A 16,325-nucleotide genomic window follows, 5' to 3' on the forward strand; every position below is an offset into this window, starting at 1 on the left:
ACGAAGTGACAGCTGTTCGCATTGACTTCGTTGCACAATATGGATATAATATAATTAGAATTTTACTATTATAGATCGTTCAGGAGCAGGAGGTGCTTTTATGAATATCCGTCCATCTGCAGCGATTCGTCAGAACTACAACGAGATCGCCGATCTGTGCAGAGAAACCGCTGAGCCGATTTTTCTCACCAAAAACGGCGAGGGTGACTTGGTCGTCATGGACATCGAAACCTACAACCGCCGTGAAAAAATGCTGAAGCTCCGCGAAGAGCTGCTTTCCGTGGAAGAGGACCGGATGCGTGGAAGCGAGGGCTATTCGATCGACGAGGTCACTTCCATGATGCGCAGTGCGATCAAGGAGGCCGCCGGACATGGAGCAGCAAAATAAATACCGCGTGATCGTGTCAGCACGGGCTGCTCAGATGCTGGTGTCCCACGCCGCATTTCTGGCACAGGTCAACCCTGCAGCAGCAGAGCGGCTTACAGTGGAATTTGAAAAGGCTGCAAAATCTCTGGAGCAGATGCCGCAGCGCTGCCCATGGCTCAAAGGCGAATACATTCCTAAAAATGCTTACCGATTTATCTTGTTTGAAAAACGCTATATGCTTATCTTCCAGATCGTAGATCATACGGTTTATGCAGATCATGTGGTAGATTGCAGACAGGATTACGGCTGGCTCATCCGATGATCAACAAAGGCGGTGGCTTTCCCTTTTGTGGGAAGCTCCCGCCTTTTTCTGCGTCTGTATAAAAAAAGCGCCATACTTCCTACGAAGTACAGTGCTTTTTGGTGGAGATTACCGGGCCGATTCTGATCACGGTGACCCTCTTGCAGTCCATGCACGGCGCTCCCCTGGGTGAGCTAAGCCCTCACTCGTTTGGCAACAACAAAAAAGGCACCACACAATGTGTGATGCCTTTCTGATTTGGTGGAGAATACCGGGATCGAACCGGTGACCTCTTGCATGCCATGCAAGCGCTCTCCCAGCTGAGCTAATCCCCCAGATGTTCGTGCCGTGCCTGACGACGTGATTTATTATATCAGCACATCCGGGAGTTGTCAACTATTTTTTGAAAAATTCTGCAGCAGTTTGTCTGCCATCGGGAAATTGTTTTTGAATGGGTTATTCTCATTCCATCCCTGCGCCGTTTTCCCACAGCCTGCTACGTTTTTATGCAAACAAAAACCCCGCACAAAACAATTGCTTGTCTTGTGCGGGGCCTCTCTAGCTCTTTTACCTGACACAACAAACGCTATGTCAAATCAAACTATCTATCCTATTCAGGAAAGATTAGTTATTAGAGAGTGGGCAGAGTGCCTTTCTTAGTTTCCAGACCGACGGAGCCGCTGCCCAGGGTGTAGATAGCGGACAGGCCGCCCAGGATCTGCATGCCAGCGTTCAGAGCGCCAACAGCAAAGCCCCAGTTGCCGCCGAAGGTGTTGTAGCCCTTGTTGTAAGCCTTATCCAGATTCTTAACAGAGAAGCCGATCACATCGCCGGGAACGTAGTTGCCATCGAACAGCTGGCTCAGAATGGAGTTGGTGTACGCATCCAGGAAAGAGTTGCCAACGATCTTGATCACGTTAGCGGAAACGTTCTGCCAGTTCTCAGTCTTCATAGCAGGAGCCAGGACATCAACCAGGCTACCACCAACAACGTAGGTCATCTCGTTTTCTGCAACAGCAGAGAAGTTTGCAGGCATCATCATAATGAATTTCTCCCTTCAAATTTAGAAAGATATTTGCAAGCCATTTGTTTGGCTTACGTCCCTTACTAGGATGGCAATAATATACCACACTTTCCAGAAATGTTCAAGTACTTTTTTGAAAAAAATGTGAAAAATGTGATAGACTGTGAAAATCCGGTCTCAAAATTCTTACAGAAGCCGCTTTTTTGCACACAGCGACATGGTTTTTTGCAGAATTGGAAGATACTGGAATTTGAAAGGGATCGTGTATGAAAACCGTGATCTATCTGGACGAACTGCTGCTGACGAACTTTCTGGCCGCAGCAGCACTGCTTTTGGGCGCAGGGCTTTTGTGTGCGCGGCAGTGCAGCGGTCTGCGGCTGATGGCGGGCAGTGCGGCAGCGGCAGCAGCTTCGCTGGGCATTCTGCTGCCGGAGCTGCCCGGCCCTGCAGCTTTCCTTTATAAGGTGTTCACCTGCTGTGCTGCTGTAGCTGCGGCTTACGGTGTGCCGGGCCTGCGCAATTTTGTGCAGCTGTGTATGTGGTATCTGCTGCTGAACCTGCTGCTGTGCGGAGCCGTGCTGCTGCCCGGAGTGCAAAGCGCAAATCTCTGCGTCTATCTGCCGCTGTCTCCGGGCCGGCTGCTGCTGTGCTGCGGTGCAGTGCTTGCCGTGCTGCGCGGCGTACTGTTCTGCTTTGGCCGTGCAGGCACCCGCTGCTTTGCCGCTGTGCTGGAGCTGGAAGGTGCAGTCCTCTCCGTACAGGCTTTCTGCGACACCGGCTTCTCAGTGCAGGACCCGCTGACCGGGCAGGCAGTGGTTCTGGTCTATTATCCTGCCGTGCGCAGCGCCCTGCCGCAGGAGCTGCGCACATTTCTGGACCGTTATTTTGCCTGCGGCACGGCACCGCCGCCGGAGCTGCGGGTGCGGCTGGTGCCCTGCACCACCATTGCCGGGCACTGCGTGCTGCCTGCCGTTCCGGCCAAGGCCCTGCGCACCAGCAAAGGCAGTGCAGCGGGCATTCTGGCCGCATTCTGCCGCCCGGAAACACAGCAGCCATGGACAGCTCTGCTGGGCAGCGAACTGGCCGTACAGCTGGGCATCCGCTGAGAAGCGTTTGATGCGATCGATATCTATAGATGTACAGGAGGGGTATTCATGTTTCATGTTCTGCACCGGTTCTGGCGTTGGCTCCTTGCACGGCTGGGCTATTGCGGCGGCGCACATTTTCTGGCGGGCGCGCCCAGCCTGCCCCCGCCCCTGACCCCGGAACAGGAAAAGGTCCTGCTCTCCCGTATGGCTGCAGGCGATGCCGCTGCCCGGGACGACCTGATCACCCACAACCTGCGGCTGGTGGTGTATCTTGCCAAAAAGTACGAAAGCAGCGGTGTGCCTGCCGAGGACATGATCAGCATTGGCACCATCGGGCTGATCAAGGCGGTGAACACCTTCACGCCGGAGCGCAGCATCAAGCTGGCCACCTACGCCAGCCGCTGCATCGGCAATGAAATTCTGATGTACTTACGCAAAAGCTCCAACCGCCGTCAGGAAGCCAGCATCGACGAACCGCTGAACGTGGATGGCGACGGCAACGAGCTGCTGCTTTCTGATATTCTGGGCAGTGATGAGAACCAGATCAGCCAGCGGCTGGAGCAGGATGCGGAGCGTGCCGTGCTGCGCCGGGCCGTGGACAGCCTGTCCCCGCGGGAACGGCAGATCATGGAGCTGCGCTTTGGTCTGGCGGACGGCATTGAGCGCACCCAGAAGGAGGCCGCCGACGCACTGGGCATCAGCCAAAGCTACATTTCCCGGCTGGAAAAACGGATCATCCACACCTTAAAAGTACAATTGGAAAACGAGTGAGGTGAAAAAACGCGGACTGCCGCCCGCTGGGCTTGACAATCCACGCTGATTCGCGTATAATAAAGCTACAAAAGGCGCTGGCCCTGCAAACGGCTAGTTCCTTACCGGATTAGTCAAGAAAAGATGACCGCTCGGATTGGGACTCGAGGCGGTCATTTTTTCTTTTTGTCATCACTGTGAGAAACAGTCCATGTAATTTCAAACGTAACGTAGATTGCTCCGCCGAGAAGCGTGAGCAGAAGCACGACCTGTTCGAACGTCATGGTGCATCCCCCCTTTCCGCCCTTGGACATCCGGGGAGAACGAGATCTTCAAGAAAAAATCGTCTTTAGCCGGCACCCAAGTACCGGTAAGGACTAGCCGCCTGCGTTTGTGGGCACAGCGCCTGATGGCGGCGTTGCCGCCGCAAATACAGCATATCATAGATCCGCACAAAAAACAATATTTTGCCGCGCTTTCCTGCCAAACGGGAAAGCGCACAGTTTTTTCCACGCATACAATGCCGCTGCGCATCCCATACTCCCGGTGAAGATCAAAACAGACCGGGGGCGTTTGGATGTACAACAAAGTGGAGCTGTGCGGCATGAACACTGCAAAGCTGCCTGTGCTGACCGAAGCCGAAAAACGGGAGCTGCTGGCCCGCGCCCACGCCGGTGATGCAGCAGCCCGGGAACAAATGGTGGAAGGCAACCTGCGGCTGGTGCTCAGCGTGGTGCAGCGGTTCGCCCAGCGCGGCGAAAATCTGGACGACCTGTTTCAGGTGGGGTGCATCGGCCTGATCAAGGCCATCGATCATTTTGACCCCGCCCAGCCGGTGCGCTTCTCCACCTACGGCGTGCCCATGATCATTGGCGAGATCCGGCGTTTTCTGCGGGACAACAATGCCCTGCGGGTGAGCCGCAGCCTGCGGGATACCGCCTACCGGGCCATGCAGAGCCGCGAAGCGCTGGAAAAGCAGCTTGGCCGCGAGCCGACCATGGACGAGATTGCCCAGAGCGCCGGGCTCACCCGCCGGGAAGTGACGGCGGCGCTGGAATCGGTGGTGGAGCCGATCAGTCTGGAAGAGCCGGTGTACACCGATGGCGGCGATGCGATGTATGTGATCGATCAGGTGCGGGACCCGGACGGCGAGGACAGCTGGATCAGCGGGCTGCAGTTCCGGCAGACCGTGGCCGGGCTGACCCCGCGGGAAAAGCGGATCATGGAGCTGCGCTACCTGCAGGGCAAGACCCAGATGGAGGTGGCACAGGAGATCGGCATCAGTCAGGCACAGGTCAGCCGGTTGGAAAAAGGCGCACTGAGCCAGTTCCGCACCCGGGACTGAACCTAAAAAAGGCGGCACAGCTTCCGTTTTGTTCGGAAGTGTGCCGTCTTTTATCTGCGGCTGTATTTGCGCCGGGTGGCCGCACCGCCGCGCAGATGCCGCTCTGCCTTATTGCAGGCCAGAACCGCCCGCACCTGCCGGAACAGCTCCGGCTGCAGCGTCCGCAGCCGCACCGCAACATCCTTGTGCACGGTGGACTTGCTGCACCCGAACACCGCTGCCGCCGCACGCACTGTGGCCCGGTTGGCCGCGATATATTCGCCCAGCTGTACCGCCCTCTGTTCGGGGTCTCCCTTCATATCCAGACTCCTCCCATTGTGAACTTATGGTACAGCCTATGCACAGGCCGGGGCAGATATGTTCCGCCGGGGCTTGACTTTTGCGCCGGACGCGCTATACTTTTGCATGGACATAAAAACAGGGGTGCCGAAAGGCTGAGATCCGCGTTTTGCGGAGTACCCTTTTACCTGACCGGACAATGCCGGCGTGGGAGTTTGCAGAACTGTCCGTTCTTTCACAAACCCCGTGCGCCTGCTGGAAAGCGGGCGCATTTTGTTTTTGTGTACTATTGTTCTGAGAAGAGGAATCCCTATGACCAAAACCTATTCCAAAACCCGCATTCTGGTGGAGGGTGCGCTGATGATCGCCCTGTCCACCGTTTTGAGCATGATCCAGATCCCGCTCATGCCCCACGGCGGTTCCATCACCCTGTTCAGCATGGTGCCCATTCTGGTAATGAGCTACCGCCACGGCGCAAAGTGGGGCATCATGACCGCTTTCGTCAACAGCCTGATCCAGCTTGTGCAGGGCCTTGGCAATCTGGCATACTGCCAGACCCTCACGGCACAGGTGGGCTGCGTGCTGCTGGACTACCTTCTGGCCTTCACGGTTCTGGGCTTTGCCTGCCTGATCGCAAAGCCTTTCCGCAGCCGCACCGTGGGTGTCGGTGTCAGCGCCTTTGTGGTGTGCCTGCTGCGCTTTTTGTGCAGCTTTCTGTCCGGTTACATCGTCTGGAAGGACTACGACTACGCTTTCAGCTGGATGACCGAAATCGGCTTTCCCGGCATCTCCAACATGAGCGTGGACGGTCTGTGCTGGCTGTACAGTGCCGTGTACAACGCCACCTACATGCTGCCCGAAGCCATTCTGACCACGGTCCTTGTGGTGATCCTGATCCGTGTCGCACCGCAGATCTTCGACCCGCAGAACGCAAGAGCGTAAGTTTTTTCGCAGTCATTTTTCCCGCCGGGAAGGGCATTTCCCCGGCGGGAATTTTTTTGCAGAAAATCCCAAAAAAGCTGTTGACAATCCGGCAAAGCGCTGGTATAATTACTCCTGTCGTCAGGCACGGCACAAACATCTGGGGGATTAGCTCAGCTGGGAGAGCGCTTGCATGGCATGCAAGAGGTCACCGGTTCGATCCCGGTATTCTCCACCAGAAGGAAAAGCACCGCACGGAAACGTGTGGTGTTTTTTGTTGTTACCGACCAAAGGAGAAACTATGAGCTACGCGATCGTATTCAGCAGTAAAACAGGCAACACAAAATTATTGGCAGACACGCTGCACGCCTGTCTGCCACAGGAAAACTGCTGCTATTTTGGCACCCCGGACCCTGCTGCCATGGAAGCAGACGACCTCTATGTGGGCTTCTGGACAGACAAGGGAAACGCTGACGAAAGCACTTTGGACTTTTTGAAGCAGCTGCACGGCAAAAATATCTTCCTTTTTGGCACCGCCGGCTTTGGCGGCAGTGAGGAGTATTTCAACAAGATCCTGAAAAAGGTGGAGCGTTCACTGGACAGGAGCAACACGGTCTTCGGCCGTTATATGTGTCAGGGCAAGATGCCGCTTTCGGTACGCCAGCGGTATGAGGGCATGAAAAAGCAGCCGATCCATCTGCCCAATCTGGATGCACTGATCGAGAATTTTGACAACGCCCTTTCTCACCCGGATGCAGAAGATCTGGAACGGTTAAAGCAGGCAGTAAAATGATCAAAAGGCAGCGGTTTTCCTCAAACAGAGGAAGCCGTTGCCTTTTTTGCTTAGCGGATGGTCCTACGCTCCTGCCTGCGGCTCCGCGGTTCTTATCCCACGCTTCTTTTATAAAAGAACAGGTACTGCTGCACGATGCCTGCTTCCAGCCCGAACTGCGGGAACGGGTCCTGCCCGGCAAACTCGTCCCGGATGAGCCGTTCGATCCAGACATCCACCGGCACACGGCCCACACGGCCATAGCCGAACAGACACACGCAGTTTGCCACCTTTTTGCCCACACCGTCCAGTTCCATCAAACGGGCAAAAAGTGCTTCATCGGGCAGGGAAGCCAGCTTCTTCAGGTCCAGTGTGCCCTCTGCCGCCTGCTGCGCCGCATGCAGCACGTAGCGGGTGCGGTAGCCAAGGCCGCACTCCTGCAGCGCCTGCTCCCCGGCACAGCAGAGCGCTTCTGCTGTCGGGAACGCATACACCGGCCCTTCGCTATCGCTGCCCAGCCGCTCGCCAAACCGCTCCGAAAGCAGCTCTACCGCCCTGCGGATAGCCGGGATGCTCTTTCGCTGCGAGATGATGAAGCTGACCAGCATCTCCCACTCATCCTGACGCAGCACCCGGATGCCCCGGCCATATTCCATGGCACGCTGCAGAAAGTCGTCCCGGCTGTCCAGCTTTCCGCGCAGGGCGGCATAGCTGCGGCCAAGGTCGAAGTAACCGTGCCAGAAGGTTTCCCATGCGCCCGGCTCACACCGCACCGTGTAGGTTCCGCTGCGCAGTGGTCTGAGGTAAAGCAGCTGTCCCCCGGAAACAAACCGATACCAGCCCTCCGCCTGCTTCCGGGGGCGAAAGCACTGGCCGCTTTCCAGAATTTTGTCCGGGTCGAAATCATCCCGGATCTGAACCGTTTTCTCTTCCAGCTCCATTGCCCCCATCACAGCTCCAGCTCCCGGTACACTTCGCCTTCCAGCGTTTTCCAAAGGAAGGTCTCCCCTTCCAGTGTCATATAGCTATGTGCACTCCCCTCCTTCGGGATGCTCACAGAACCGGGGTTCAGGTAGAGATTGCCTTCGCCGAACTCTGTCCACGCCGGAATGTGGGTGTGGCCATGCAGCAGGACATCCCCCGGAGCCAGCGGTGGCAGGTTCTTCAGGTTGTGCACATGACCGTGGGTAGCGTAAACGAGCCGCCTGCCCACCGGCAGCACCGCATAGTCGGCCAGAATGGGAAAATCCAGCACCATCTGATCCACCTCAGCGTCACAGTTGCCCCGCACGCACAAAAGCGCCGGCTTCAGCCCGTTCAGGAGCGGGATGACCTCCTTCGGGGCATAACCCTCCGGCAGGTCGTTGCGGGGGCCGTGATACAAAAGATCCCCCAGCAAAAGCAGCCGATCTGCTCTCTCCCGCTCAAACGCTTTGATCATTTTTTTGCAATAAAACGCCGACCCGTGCAGGTCGGATGCGATCATCCATTTCATGGCAGGATTCTCCTTATTTTATAAAGTATCTATTTTTATTTTAGCCTCCCGGTGAAAAATGGTCAAGTCTATAAAAGTCATACTTTATTCGTTTGACCTCTTGACATCTGCCGGAAGCCGTGTTATCCTACAGTTAATAAAATTCGTGTGGATTTTTACAGCAGTATGCTACTTTTCGCCACACAATGACTTCAAAAGAGCCATTGTGTGGCTTTTTTGCGTCTGCTTTTATCTTCGAGCAGTCTCGCCCTGACGATTCCGCGGCTGCAGTAATTCATTCCTTTTCTCTACAGGAGCAATGCAAACACTATGAACGAGACCTTTATGAAAGAAAAACCGGTGCTGCCGCTGTTGGTATCCATGGCGCTGCCCAATGTTATTTCCATGCTGGTGAACAGTCTGTACAACATTGTAGACAGCCTGTTTGTGGCCCGCATCAGCGAAGACGCCATGACTGCGTTGTCGCTGGTGTTCCCGATCCAGAATTTTGCCAACGCCATCGCCATCGGCTTCGGTATCGGCATCAATGCCATGATCGCACTGTACCTTGGCGCGGGCGACCACAAAAAGGCCGAGACTGCCGCCACCCACGGTATGGCGCTGAGCCTGATGCACGGCATTCTCATCACCATTGTCAGCATTGTCATCATGCCGGGCTTTTTGCGCCGGTTCACCAGCGACGCAGGCCTGATCGCATCCGGCATCACCTACTCCACCATCGTATTCCTGTTTGCCACCATCAACATGGCGGCACTGGCCTTTGAAAAGATGTTTCAGGCCGTGGGCCGCATGAAGGTGACTATGGCGGCGCTGATCTTTGGCTGTGTGTGCAACATCCTTCTGGACCCCATCCTGATCTTCGGCCTTGGCCCGGTGCCTGCCATGGGCATTGCGGGTGCGGCCCTTGCCACCGGCATCGGCCAGCTGCTGAGCCTGTGCGTTTACCTCTTCGTTTACGTCCGTACTGAGCTGCCTATCCGACTGCGCCGCAGCTGCCTGCGCCCGGATGCCGCACTGGACGGCAAACTGTATGCCATCGGCGTGCCGGCCATCCTCAATCTGGCCCTGCCATCTCTGCTGGTCACCTTCCTGAACGGCCTGCTGGCGGGCTTTTCCCAGAGCTACGTGGTGGTGCTGGGCATTTACTACAAGCTGCAGACCTTCCTGTATCTGCCCGCCAACGGCATCGTACAGGGTATGCGCCCGCTCATTGGCTACAATTACGGTGCCAAACAGCACGCCCGCGTGAAAAAGCTCTACGAACTCACCCTCATCATGAGTGCTGCCATCATGGCTGCGGGCACGGTCATCTGTCTGTTCGCTTCCCGCCCGCTGATGCAGCTGTTCACCTCCAACCCCGAAACCGTCGCCATCGGCCAGACTGCCCTGCGCATCATCTGTCTGGGCTTTGTGGTTTCTGCCGTATCCACCACCTCTTCCGGTGCACTGGAAGGCCTTGGCAAGGGCGCAGAATCGCTGGTCATCTCGCTGTGCCGCTACATCGTATTCATCATGCCGCTGGCCGCTGTGCTGTGCCATTTCCTTGGTGCCAACGGCGTGTGGCATGCATTCTGGATCACCGAAGCGCTGTCCGCCATCGTGGCTTACCCGGTGTACCGCAAGGCAGTTGGAAAGTGCTGAGCCTTCTTGAAAGCGCTGGACGGCGAAGGCCAAGTAAAATAAAATAGTTTCAAGCAGTTGAGGGAGAGTTTGCCAAAAACCCTCCCTCTTTTTTGTGCATTTTATTTGACAGTACGCAAAAACTGCGGTAGAATAAGATGTTTGTTTTCCGGCATTTCGGCTGGAAAAGCGCAATTTAACAGAGGATGTGGGAAAAATATGATCGAGACGATCACGGCCGTCAATCAGGCGGTCAACCAATTCATCTGGGGCGTGCCCGCCATGGTGTGCATCATCGGCGTAGGCCTGCTCCTGAGCGTTCGCACGGGCTTTTTGCAGATCCGCAAATTTCCCTACGCCATCAAGACCACCATCGGACGCATGTTCCGCAAAAAGGACGCTTCCGATGGCGCCATGACCCCCTTTCAGGCGGTGTGCACCGCGCTGGCCGGTACCGTGGGCACTGGCAACATTGCCGGTGTGGCAGGCGCGATCGCCATTGGCGGACCGGGTGCCGTGTTCTGGATGTGGTGTTCTGCCCTGCTGGGCATGTGCACCAAGTTTGCCGAGGTCACGCTGGCGGTGCACTACCGTGAGCGCAGCGAGGCGGGCGAATGGGTAGGCGGCCCCATGTACTACATTAAAAACGGCCTGAGCAAGCATTGGCAGTTTCTTGCTGTGCTGTATTCCCTGTTTGGCGTGCTGACCGTGTTTGGCACCGGCAATGCCACACAGGTAAATACCATCGTTGCCGCTATCGATACCGCTCTGCTGGAGTACGGCGTGGTGGGCGGCGGTGCGCTTTCTACCCTGAACCTCGTGGTTGGCATCGCAGTGGCCATGCTGGTGGCCATGGTGCTGCTGGGCGGCATCAAGCGCATTGGCAGCGTGAGCGAAAAGCTGGTGCCCTTTATGGCTCTGTTCTACATCGTGCTGTCCGTGGGCGTTATGGTGCTGAACTTTGAGCGCCTGCCCTACGTGTTCGAGTCCATCATTGCGGGTGCGTTCAACCCGGCAGCGTTCACCGGCGGCACCATCGGCAGCCTGTTCGTCAGTATGCAGAAGGGTGTGTCCCGCGGCATTTTCTCCAACGAGGCCGGCCTTGGCACCGGTTCCATTGCCCACGCCTGCGCCGACACCAAAAAGCCGGTCAAGCAGGGCATGTTCGGCATCTTTGAAGTGTTTGCCGATACCATCGTCATCTGCACCCTGACTGCCATGGTCATTCTGTGCAGCGGCACCACCGTGAACTACGGCACCGCCGCCGGTGCAGAGCTGACCATCAGCGGCTTTACCACCACCTACGGCGGCTGGGCTTCCATCTTTACCGCCGTGGCCCTGTGCTGCTTTGCTTTTTCCACCATCATCGGCTGGGGCCTGTATGGTTCCCGGTTCCTGGTGTTCCTGTGCCGCAGCGATAAGGTGGCAAAGCCCTTCTTTCTGGTCTACTCCTTTGTGTCCATTCTGGGCGCAACGATGGATCTGGGCCTGCTGTGGAGCATCGCCGATACCTTCAACGGCCTGATGAGCATTCCGAACCTGCTCGCGTTGCTGCTGCTTTCCGGCACAGTGGTCAGGCTGACCAAAGAATTTTTTGCATCGGAGGGCTGATTGCCCACAACAAAAAGAGGCTGCTGCACTTTCGGCTAAAACGATGTGCAGCAGCCTCTTTTGTTATTCGGGCAGGTGTACCGGTACCCGCGCCACACAGTGCACCCAGCAATCGCCGTCCTTGCGGGTATTTCCTGCCGCGTGAGCGGGTGGTGCGCCTGTGGGAGGGCTTCAAAAAGCGTCTCGGCCTTTGCCGATAAAAGCATCCGAACATGCGAAAAAGCTGTTGCAAGACAGCTCTCCAAAAACATTGTACGAAACCCGGAACTTTTTCAGGGCCAAAACGGCTCCAAAAAGGTTCCGGGTCTTTGATTTTTCGCAATTTCCCTGCGCAGGCTGCTACCGCATTTTTTCAATCCCCTTATTCTGCCCGTGTCCGGCTCTTTTCAACCCGGACAGTTCATGTTACAATATATATTAGAAAAAAAAATGAATCGAGGGAATGAACCTTGGATTTTTATGGTACCATCGGCCCGGCCTGCGCACAGCCGGCGATCTTGCAGCACATGGTGGAAGCCGGCATGACCGGCATCCGCATGAATCTTTCCCACGGGCCGCTGGCGGCGCACACCGACTGGCTGGCCATGATCCGAGCAGCCGGCATCCGCCAGCTGCTGATCGACCTGCAGGGGCCGGAACTGCGCATCGGCACGCTGGCAGAGCCTGTTGCTCTGGTTGAGGGCAGCTCTGTACGCCTTGGCGCAGACGGCGTACCTTGCCCGGCAGCTCTGGTACAGGCGGCTGCGCCCGGGCAGCAGCTTCTGCTGGACGACGGCAAGCTTCTGGTGCAGGTCACACAGGCATTGCCGGAAGCCCTTGTGTGCACCGTGGTGCGCGGCGGCACCCTGCAGAGCCGCAAAAGCATTGCTGCACCGGGCCTTGCGGTGCCCTCGCCTACCCTGACGGAGGAAGACCTGCAGAACCTGAAAATTGCAAAGCAGTGCGGTGTTACCGGTGTGATGCTGCCTTTTGTGCGCGGCAAAGCAGATATTCTGGCCCTGCGCCATGCGCTGGAAGAAGCCGGGGCTGCGGATATCCGTATCTTTGCCAAAATTGAAAACATGACCGGTGTGCGTGCCCTGCCGGAATTCATCCACCTTGTGGATGAGGTGGTGATCGCCCGCGGAGACCTTGGCAATGCCATGCCGCTGTGGGAGCTGCCCCGCTGCCAGAAGCAGCTTTCCGCCGCCTGCCGGGCTGCAGGCGTGCCCTTTATGGTAGTGACCCAGATGCTGGACAGCATGTGCACCCGCGCCGTGCCCACCCGTGCCGAGGTGAGTGACATTTACAACGCCGTGCTGGACGGCGCGGCCAGCGTGATGCTGACCGGTGAGACTGCTGCCGGACAGTACCCGATGCAGGCCATGGAATATCTGGTGCGCACAGCGCAGACAGCCCTTGCCTGACCTTTGCGGAGTTTTTGCGCAAAAGGGATGGCGCATTGTGTCAGAATACGGTATAATAGACGTAAATATTTCTTGTTCAGAAAGGTTTTTTGCTATGGGAATCGTTGTGCTCGGTGCTGTTTTTGTGGATATCAAAGGCTATCCCCTTTCCGCCTATATTCCGGGCGGGCGCAATGCCGGCCGCATTGAGCAGGTACACGGCGGGGTGAGCCGCAATGTGGTGGAGGATATCGCCAATGTAGAGCTGCGCCCTACCTTTGTCAGTCTGGTGGACGACACCGGCATGGGACAGGATGTGATCAACAAGCTGGAGAACCACAAGGTGAACACCAAGTACATCCAGCGCGTGCCGGACGGCATGGGCACCTGGCTGGCCATCTTTGACAACGACGGCGATGTGCATGCAGCCATTTCCAAGCGGCCGGACACCACTCCCCTCACCGGCCTTTTAAAGGAAAAGGGCGACGAGATCTTTGCCGACTGCGATGCCATTGCGCTGGAGCTGGATCTGGAAAAAGATACTGTAAAACAGGTGCTGCACTACGCCAAAAAGTACAACAAAAAGGTTTTTGCGGCCATTTCCAACATGAGTATTGCCATGGAGCGCCGGGATTTCCTGCAGCAGATCGATTGCTTTGTGTGCAACCAGCAGGAAGCCGGGCTGCTGTTCTCCGATGATTACGGCCATCTGACTCCGGACGAGATGTGCAGGGTTCTGGCCGCCAATGTGCACAGCGCCAACATTCCCAGTATGGTGATCACCATGGGCGGTCAGGGTGCCGTATATGCCCGCGCCAACGGCGAGTGCGGCGTGGTGCCTGCCAAGAAGGTGGATGTGATCGACACCACCGGCGCAGGCGATGCCTTCTTTGCCGGCACCACCATCGGCCTGACCTACGGCAAAACGCTGGCCGAGTCCTGCGAGATCGGCAGCCGACTGGCCGCCTCGGTCATCTGCATCACCGAGAACGTCTGCCCCCGCTTCCGCCCGCTGGAATTCGGGCTGAACATTCCGGTGGTGGATTAAAGTAATATCAGAAAGCCGGGCAGACTGCGGTCTGCCCGGCTTTCTTTTTAGGATTCGGGGAAGAGGTTTATATCATGCTTCCAGCACCTTTTTGCCAGTAACTGGATCAGGGATATCAAGCAACGCCAGAATGATGGCCATGCGGATATACACACCATTGTGCACTTGATCAAAGTAGGCGGCACGCGGGTCGTCATCCACATCCTTTTTGATCTCGTCGATGCGGGGCAGCGGATGCAGCACCGGCATATCCTGCGGTGCCTTCTGCAGCAGCGCTTCGTCCAGCTGGTAGCAGCCTTTCAGACGCAGGTATTCTTCCTCGTTGAAAAAGCGCTCCTGCTGGATACGAGTCATGTACAGCACATCCAGATGCGGCAGCTCGGCTTCAAGGTCAGCCGTTTCCTTATAGATCTGATGGGTCGGCTCCAGCGATTCATTCTTCACATACTGCGGCAGGCGCAGATCTTCCGGCGAGATGAACACGAACCGGTTGCCCTCAAACTGGCTCAGCGCAGCGGTCAGGGAGTGGACCGTGCGGCCAAACTTGAGGTCGCCGCAGAAGCCGATAGTCAAATGATCCAGCCGCCCCTTGCGCTGGCGGATCGTCATGAGGTCGATCATCGTCTGGCTGGGATGCGCGTGCCCACCGTCGCCTGCATTGATCACCGGCACACGTGCAGAAAGGGATGCCCGCAGCGGTGCGCCCTCTTTGGGGTGGCGCATGGCGATCACATCGGCGTAGTTGCTCACCACGCGGGCGGTGTCCTCCACCGTCTCGCCCTTGCTGGCGGAAGAAAGCTGTGCCCCTGCAAAGCCCAGTGTCTTGCCGCCCAGCCGCAGCATGGCCGATTCAAACGAAAGGCGGGTGCGGGTGGAAGGCTCGTAGAACAGGGTGGCCAGAATGCGCCCATCGCACAGGTGGGCATAGGGTGCCGGGTCGGCCTCCATCCGGTCGGCAAGATCCAGAAGGGCCAGCTGCTCTTCCAGAGAAAAGCTGTTGGGCTCAATAAAGTGTCTCACAGCCATGCTCCTTTCAGCACGAACTTCTCGCGCTCGGCTCCGGTGGAGACGAACTGGATCTCATGGCCCAGCTGCTTTTCCAGAAATTCCACGTAAGCCTTGGCCTCTTTGGGCAGCTCATCCCAGCTCTTGCAGCCGGAGATATCCTTGTTCCAGCCTGGCAGCATAGTGACCACCGGCTCTACACGGTCAAGGTCGGACAGCGGGTCGAAGCTGGGGACTTGCACGCCATCCAATGTGTAACCGGTGATCACCGGGATCTCTTTCATGCTGCTGAGCACATCCAGCTTCGTCAGGGCGATCTTGTCTGCGCCCTGACAGGTAAGGCCGTAGCGGCTGGCCACACAGTCGAAGGGGCCGACACGGCGCGGACGGCCGGTGGCCGCACCATACTCGCCGCCTGCCTTGCGCAGCTGTTCATTCCAGTCCTCGCTCATGGCGTTCTCGGCGGCAAAGGGGCCTGCACCCACGCAGGTGGAGTAGGCTTTCAGCACGCCCACCACATGGTCAAGACGGCAGTTCGGAATGCCTGCGCCCAGCGGCGCATAGGCTGCCAGCGTGTTGGAGCTGGAAGTGAACGGGAAGATACCGTAATCGATATCGCGCATGGCACCCAGCTGGGCTTCCAGCACGATGCGCTTGCCGCTGTCGTGAGCCTGCTTCAAAAATGCACCCACATCACAGATATACGGTGCAAACTGTCCGGCCTGCATCCGGCACCATTCCAGCAGAGCATCGTAGCTCATGGGTTCCTGATGATAGCAGCCACCCAGCTCCAGATTCTTGGATTCCAGGATCATGTGCAGGCGGTCCTGCACGCGCTTTTCGTCCAGATGCAGCAGATCGCCCAGACGCAGGGTCTTTTTGCGGTATTTGTCGCTGTAGGCGTAGGCAATGCCGCGGCGGGTAGAACCAAAGGCCGCACCCTTCTGGGCAAGGCGGTCCTCTTCCAAGCCGTCCTGCACCTTGTGCCACGGCATGGAGATGGTGGCCTTATCTGAAAGTTTCAGGTTTTCTGAGCCTACCTTTACGCCGCGCTCCTCAATGGCATCCATTTCTCCGGCCAGATGGTCGAGGTCGATCACCATGCCCGCACCCAGTACACAGACAACGTCCGGGTGCAGGATGCCGGAGGGCAGCAGGTTCAGGATGAACTTGCCCTGCTCCGTTACAACGGTGTGGCCGGCATTGTTGCCGCCCTGATAGCGGGCAACAACATCGGCATGTTCGGCTAACAGATCGATGACGCGGCCCTTGCCCTCATCGCCCCAATTGATACCAGTAACTGCGGTAAGCATA

The 16,325-nt window shown here is 57.0% G+C and carries 17 protein-coding genes, 2 tRNA genes and 1 riboswitch; of the genes, 12 read left to right on the forward strand and 7 right to left on the reverse strand.

Features of this window, described 5'->3' with window-relative positions; genetic code table 11:
* Positions 1-100 precede the first annotated feature (100 nt).
* Positions 101-388, forward strand: a complete 288-nt coding sequence (locus GKG34_RS04280; protein WP_097775323.1) for a type II toxin-antitoxin system Phd/YefM family antitoxin — start codon at positions 101-103, stop codon at positions 386-388.
* A complete protein-coding gene (locus tag GKG34_RS04285) occupies positions 372-689 on the forward strand; it encodes a type II toxin-antitoxin system RelE/ParE family toxin (RefSeq protein WP_097775322.1) in 318 nt (105 codons plus the stop codon). Before GKG34_RS04280 ends, GKG34_RS04285 begins: the two co-directional genes overlap by 17 nt.
* Positions 690-927: 238 nt before the next feature.
* On the opposite strand, the gene GKG34_RS04290 is transcribed toward GKG34_RS04285, so the two are convergent.
* A tRNA-Ala gene (locus GKG34_RS04290) sits at positions 928-1,003 on the reverse strand.
* Positions 1,004-1,299: 296 nt separating this feature from the next.
* Positions 1,300-1,710 (reverse strand): hypothetical protein, encoded by a 411-nt coding sequence (locus GKG34_RS04295; RefSeq protein WP_154255661.1) that lies wholly within the window; start codon positions 1,708-1,710, stop codon positions 1,300-1,302.
* A gap of 248 nt (positions 1,711-1,958) precedes the next feature.
* Here GKG34_RS04295 and GKG34_RS04300 point away from each other — a divergent pair, with 248 nt between their 5' ends.
* The 3 genes from GKG34_RS04300 to sigG all read left to right on the forward strand — a co-directional run bounded on the left by GKG34_RS04300 (position 1,959) and on the right by sigG (position 4,875).
* The gene (locus GKG34_RS04300; protein WP_154255662.1) at positions 1,959-2,798 is read left to right on the forward strand and encodes a sigma-E processing peptidase SpoIIGA; all 840 of its coding nucleotides are present in this window, start codon (positions 1,959-1,961) and stop codon (positions 2,796-2,798) included.
* Between the two features lie 48 nt (positions 2,799-2,846).
* Positions 2,847-3,551: a sigma-70 family RNA polymerase sigma factor gene (locus GKG34_RS04305; protein WP_005945695.1), complete on the forward strand. Its 705-nt coding sequence runs from the start codon at positions 2,847-2,849 to the stop codon at positions 3,549-3,551.
* A gap of 556 nt (positions 3,552-4,107) precedes the next feature.
* Positions 4,108-4,875, forward strand: coding sequence for an RNA polymerase sporulation sigma factor SigG (gene sigG / locus GKG34_RS04310; protein WP_154255663.1), 768 nt, complete (start codon positions 4,108-4,110; stop codon positions 4,873-4,875).
* A 50-nt stretch (positions 4,876-4,925) separates the two neighbouring features.
* Here the strand turns inward: sigG and GKG34_RS04315 are convergent, their stop codons facing one another.
* Positions 4,926-5,174, reverse strand: a complete 249-nt coding sequence (locus GKG34_RS04315) for a sporulation transcriptional regulator SpoIIID (RefSeq protein WP_005945675.1) — start codon at positions 5,172-5,174, stop codon at positions 4,926-4,928.
* 110 nt (positions 5,175-5,284) lie between these two features.
* Positions 5,285-5,384: riboswitch (TPP riboswitch) on the forward strand.
* 82 nt (positions 5,385-5,466) lie between these two features.
* Here GKG34_RS04315 and GKG34_RS04320 point away from each other — a divergent pair.
* The 3 genes from GKG34_RS04320 to bilS all read left to right on the forward strand — a co-directional run bounded on the left by GKG34_RS04320 (position 5,467) and on the right by bilS (position 6,868).
* Positions 5,467-6,096 (forward strand): energy-coupled thiamine transporter ThiT, encoded by a 630-nt coding sequence (locus tag GKG34_RS04320; protein ID WP_097775318.1) that lies wholly within the window; start codon positions 5,467-5,469, stop codon positions 6,094-6,096.
* A gap of 141 nt (positions 6,097-6,237) precedes the next feature.
* Positions 6,238-6,313: transfer RNA gene (locus tag GKG34_RS04325), tRNA-Ala, on the forward strand.
* A gap of 63 nt (positions 6,314-6,376) precedes the next feature.
* Complete coding sequence (gene bilS / locus GKG34_RS04330; RefSeq protein ID WP_005945663.1) at positions 6,377-6,868, forward strand: flavodoxin family protein BilS; 492 nt, start codon at positions 6,377-6,379, stop codon at positions 6,866-6,868.
* Positions 6,869-6,960: 92 nt separating this feature from the next.
* Here the strand turns inward: bilS and GKG34_RS04335 are convergent, their stop codons facing one another.
* Both GKG34_RS04335 and yfcE read right to left on the reverse strand, forming a co-directional pair.
* Positions 6,961-7,797, reverse strand: coding sequence for a DNA glycosylase (locus GKG34_RS04335; protein WP_154255679.1), 837 nt, complete (start codon positions 7,795-7,797; stop codon positions 6,961-6,963).
* Complete coding sequence (gene yfcE / locus GKG34_RS04340; RefSeq protein WP_005945659.1) at positions 7,797-8,342, reverse strand: phosphodiesterase; 546 nt, start codon at positions 8,340-8,342, stop codon at positions 7,797-7,799. The genes GKG34_RS04335 and yfcE overlap by 1 nt, the downstream gene beginning before the upstream one ends.
* Before the next feature lie 309 nt (positions 8,343-8,651).
* On the opposite strand from yfcE, the gene GKG34_RS04345 reads away from it, so the two are divergent.
* The 4 genes from GKG34_RS04345 (at position 8,652) to GKG34_RS04360 (ending at position 14,006) form a co-directional block, all read left to right on the forward strand.
* Complete coding sequence (locus GKG34_RS04345) at positions 8,652-9,983, forward strand: MATE family efflux transporter (protein WP_154255664.1); 1,332 nt, start codon at positions 8,652-8,654, stop codon at positions 9,981-9,983.
* Positions 9,984-10,181: 198 nt separating this feature from the next.
* A complete protein-coding gene (locus GKG34_RS04350) occupies positions 10,182-11,573 on the forward strand; it encodes a sodium:alanine symporter family protein (RefSeq protein ID WP_118526137.1) in 1,392 nt (463 codons plus the stop codon).
* Positions 11,574-12,022: 449 nt separating this feature from the next.
* Positions 12,023-12,979 carry a pyruvate kinase gene (gene pyk, locus GKG34_RS04355; RefSeq protein WP_097775314.1) on the forward strand — a complete coding sequence of 319 codons (957 nt, stop codon included), beginning with the start codon at positions 12,023-12,025 and terminating at the stop codon, positions 12,977-12,979.
* A 94-nt stretch (positions 12,980-13,073) separates the two neighbouring features.
* Positions 13,074-14,006 carry a carbohydrate kinase family protein gene (locus GKG34_RS04360; protein WP_005945653.1) on the forward strand — a complete coding sequence of 311 codons (933 nt, stop codon included), beginning with the start codon at positions 13,074-13,076 and terminating at the stop codon, positions 14,004-14,006.
* Positions 14,007-14,078: 72 nt separating this feature from the next.
* Here the strand turns inward: GKG34_RS04360 and pyrB are convergent, their stop codons facing one another.
* Both pyrB and GKG34_RS04370 read right to left on the reverse strand, forming a co-directional pair.
* The gene (pyrB, locus tag GKG34_RS04365; protein ID WP_044954226.1) at positions 14,079-15,026 is read right to left on the reverse strand and encodes an aspartate carbamoyltransferase; all 948 of its coding nucleotides are present in this window, start codon (positions 15,024-15,026) and stop codon (positions 14,079-14,081) included.
* Positions 15,023-16,324: an adenylosuccinate synthase gene (locus GKG34_RS04370; protein WP_005945650.1), complete on the reverse strand. Its 1,302-nt coding sequence runs from the start codon at positions 16,322-16,324 to the stop codon at positions 15,023-15,025. Before GKG34_RS04370 ends, pyrB begins: the two co-directional genes overlap by 4 nt.
* Position 16,325: the final 1 nt, after the last annotated feature.

This window comes from Faecalibacterium sp. BIOML-A4, assembly GCF_009679665.1.
Lineage (GTDB): Bacteria > Bacillota > Clostridia > Oscillospirales > Ruminococcaceae > Faecalibacterium > Faecalibacterium taiwanense.

Coding starts and splice junctions, on each gene's coding strand:
- sigG (WP_154255663.1), top strand. CDS start 4,108: ATGTACAACAAAGTGGAGCTGTGCGGCATGAACACTGCAAAGCTGCCT.
- GKG34_RS04360 (WP_005945653.1), top strand. CDS start 13,074: ATGGGAATCGTTGTGCTCGGTGCTGTTTTTGTGGATATCAAAGGCTAT.
- GKG34_RS04350 (WP_118526137.1), top strand. CDS start 10,182: ATGATCGAGACGATCACGGCCGTCAATCAGGCGGTCAACCAATTCATC.
- GKG34_RS04315 (WP_005945675.1), bottom strand. CDS start 5,174: ATGAAGGGAGACCCCGAACAGAGGGCGGTACAGCTGGGCGAATATATC.
- bilS (WP_005945663.1), top strand. CDS start 6,377: ATGAGCTACGCGATCGTATTCAGCAGTAAAACAGGCAACACAAAATTA.
- GKG34_RS04335 (WP_154255679.1), bottom strand. CDS start 7,797: ATGGGGGCAATGGAGCTGGAAGAGAAAACGGTTCAGATCCGGGATGAT.
- GKG34_RS04280 (WP_097775323.1), top strand. CDS start 101: ATGAATATCCGTCCATCTGCAGCGATTCGTCAGAACTACAACGAGATC.
- GKG34_RS04345 (WP_154255664.1), top strand. CDS start 8,652: ATGAACGAGACCTTTATGAAAGAAAAACCGGTGCTGCCGCTGTTGGTA.
- GKG34_RS04305 (WP_005945695.1), top strand. CDS start 2,847: ATGTTTCATGTTCTGCACCGGTTCTGGCGTTGGCTCCTTGCACGGCTG.
- GKG34_RS04320 (WP_097775318.1), top strand. CDS start 5,467: ATGACCAAAACCTATTCCAAAACCCGCATTCTGGTGGAGGGTGCGCTG.
- GKG34_RS04370 (WP_005945650.1), bottom strand. CDS start 16,324: ATGCTTACCGCAGTTACTGGTATCAATTGGGGCGATGAGGGCAAGGGC.
- yfcE (WP_005945659.1), bottom strand. CDS start 8,342: ATGAAATGGATGATCGCATCCGACCTGCACGGGTCGGCGTTTTATTGC.
- GKG34_RS04285 (WP_097775322.1), top strand. CDS start 372: ATGGAGCAGCAAAATAAATACCGCGTGATCGTGTCAGCACGGGCTGCT.
- GKG34_RS04300 (WP_154255662.1), top strand. CDS start 1,959: ATGAAAACCGTGATCTATCTGGACGAACTGCTGCTGACGAACTTTCTG.
- GKG34_RS04295 (WP_154255661.1), bottom strand. CDS start 1,710: ATGATGATGCCTGCAAACTTCTCTGCTGTTGCAGAAAACGAGATGACC.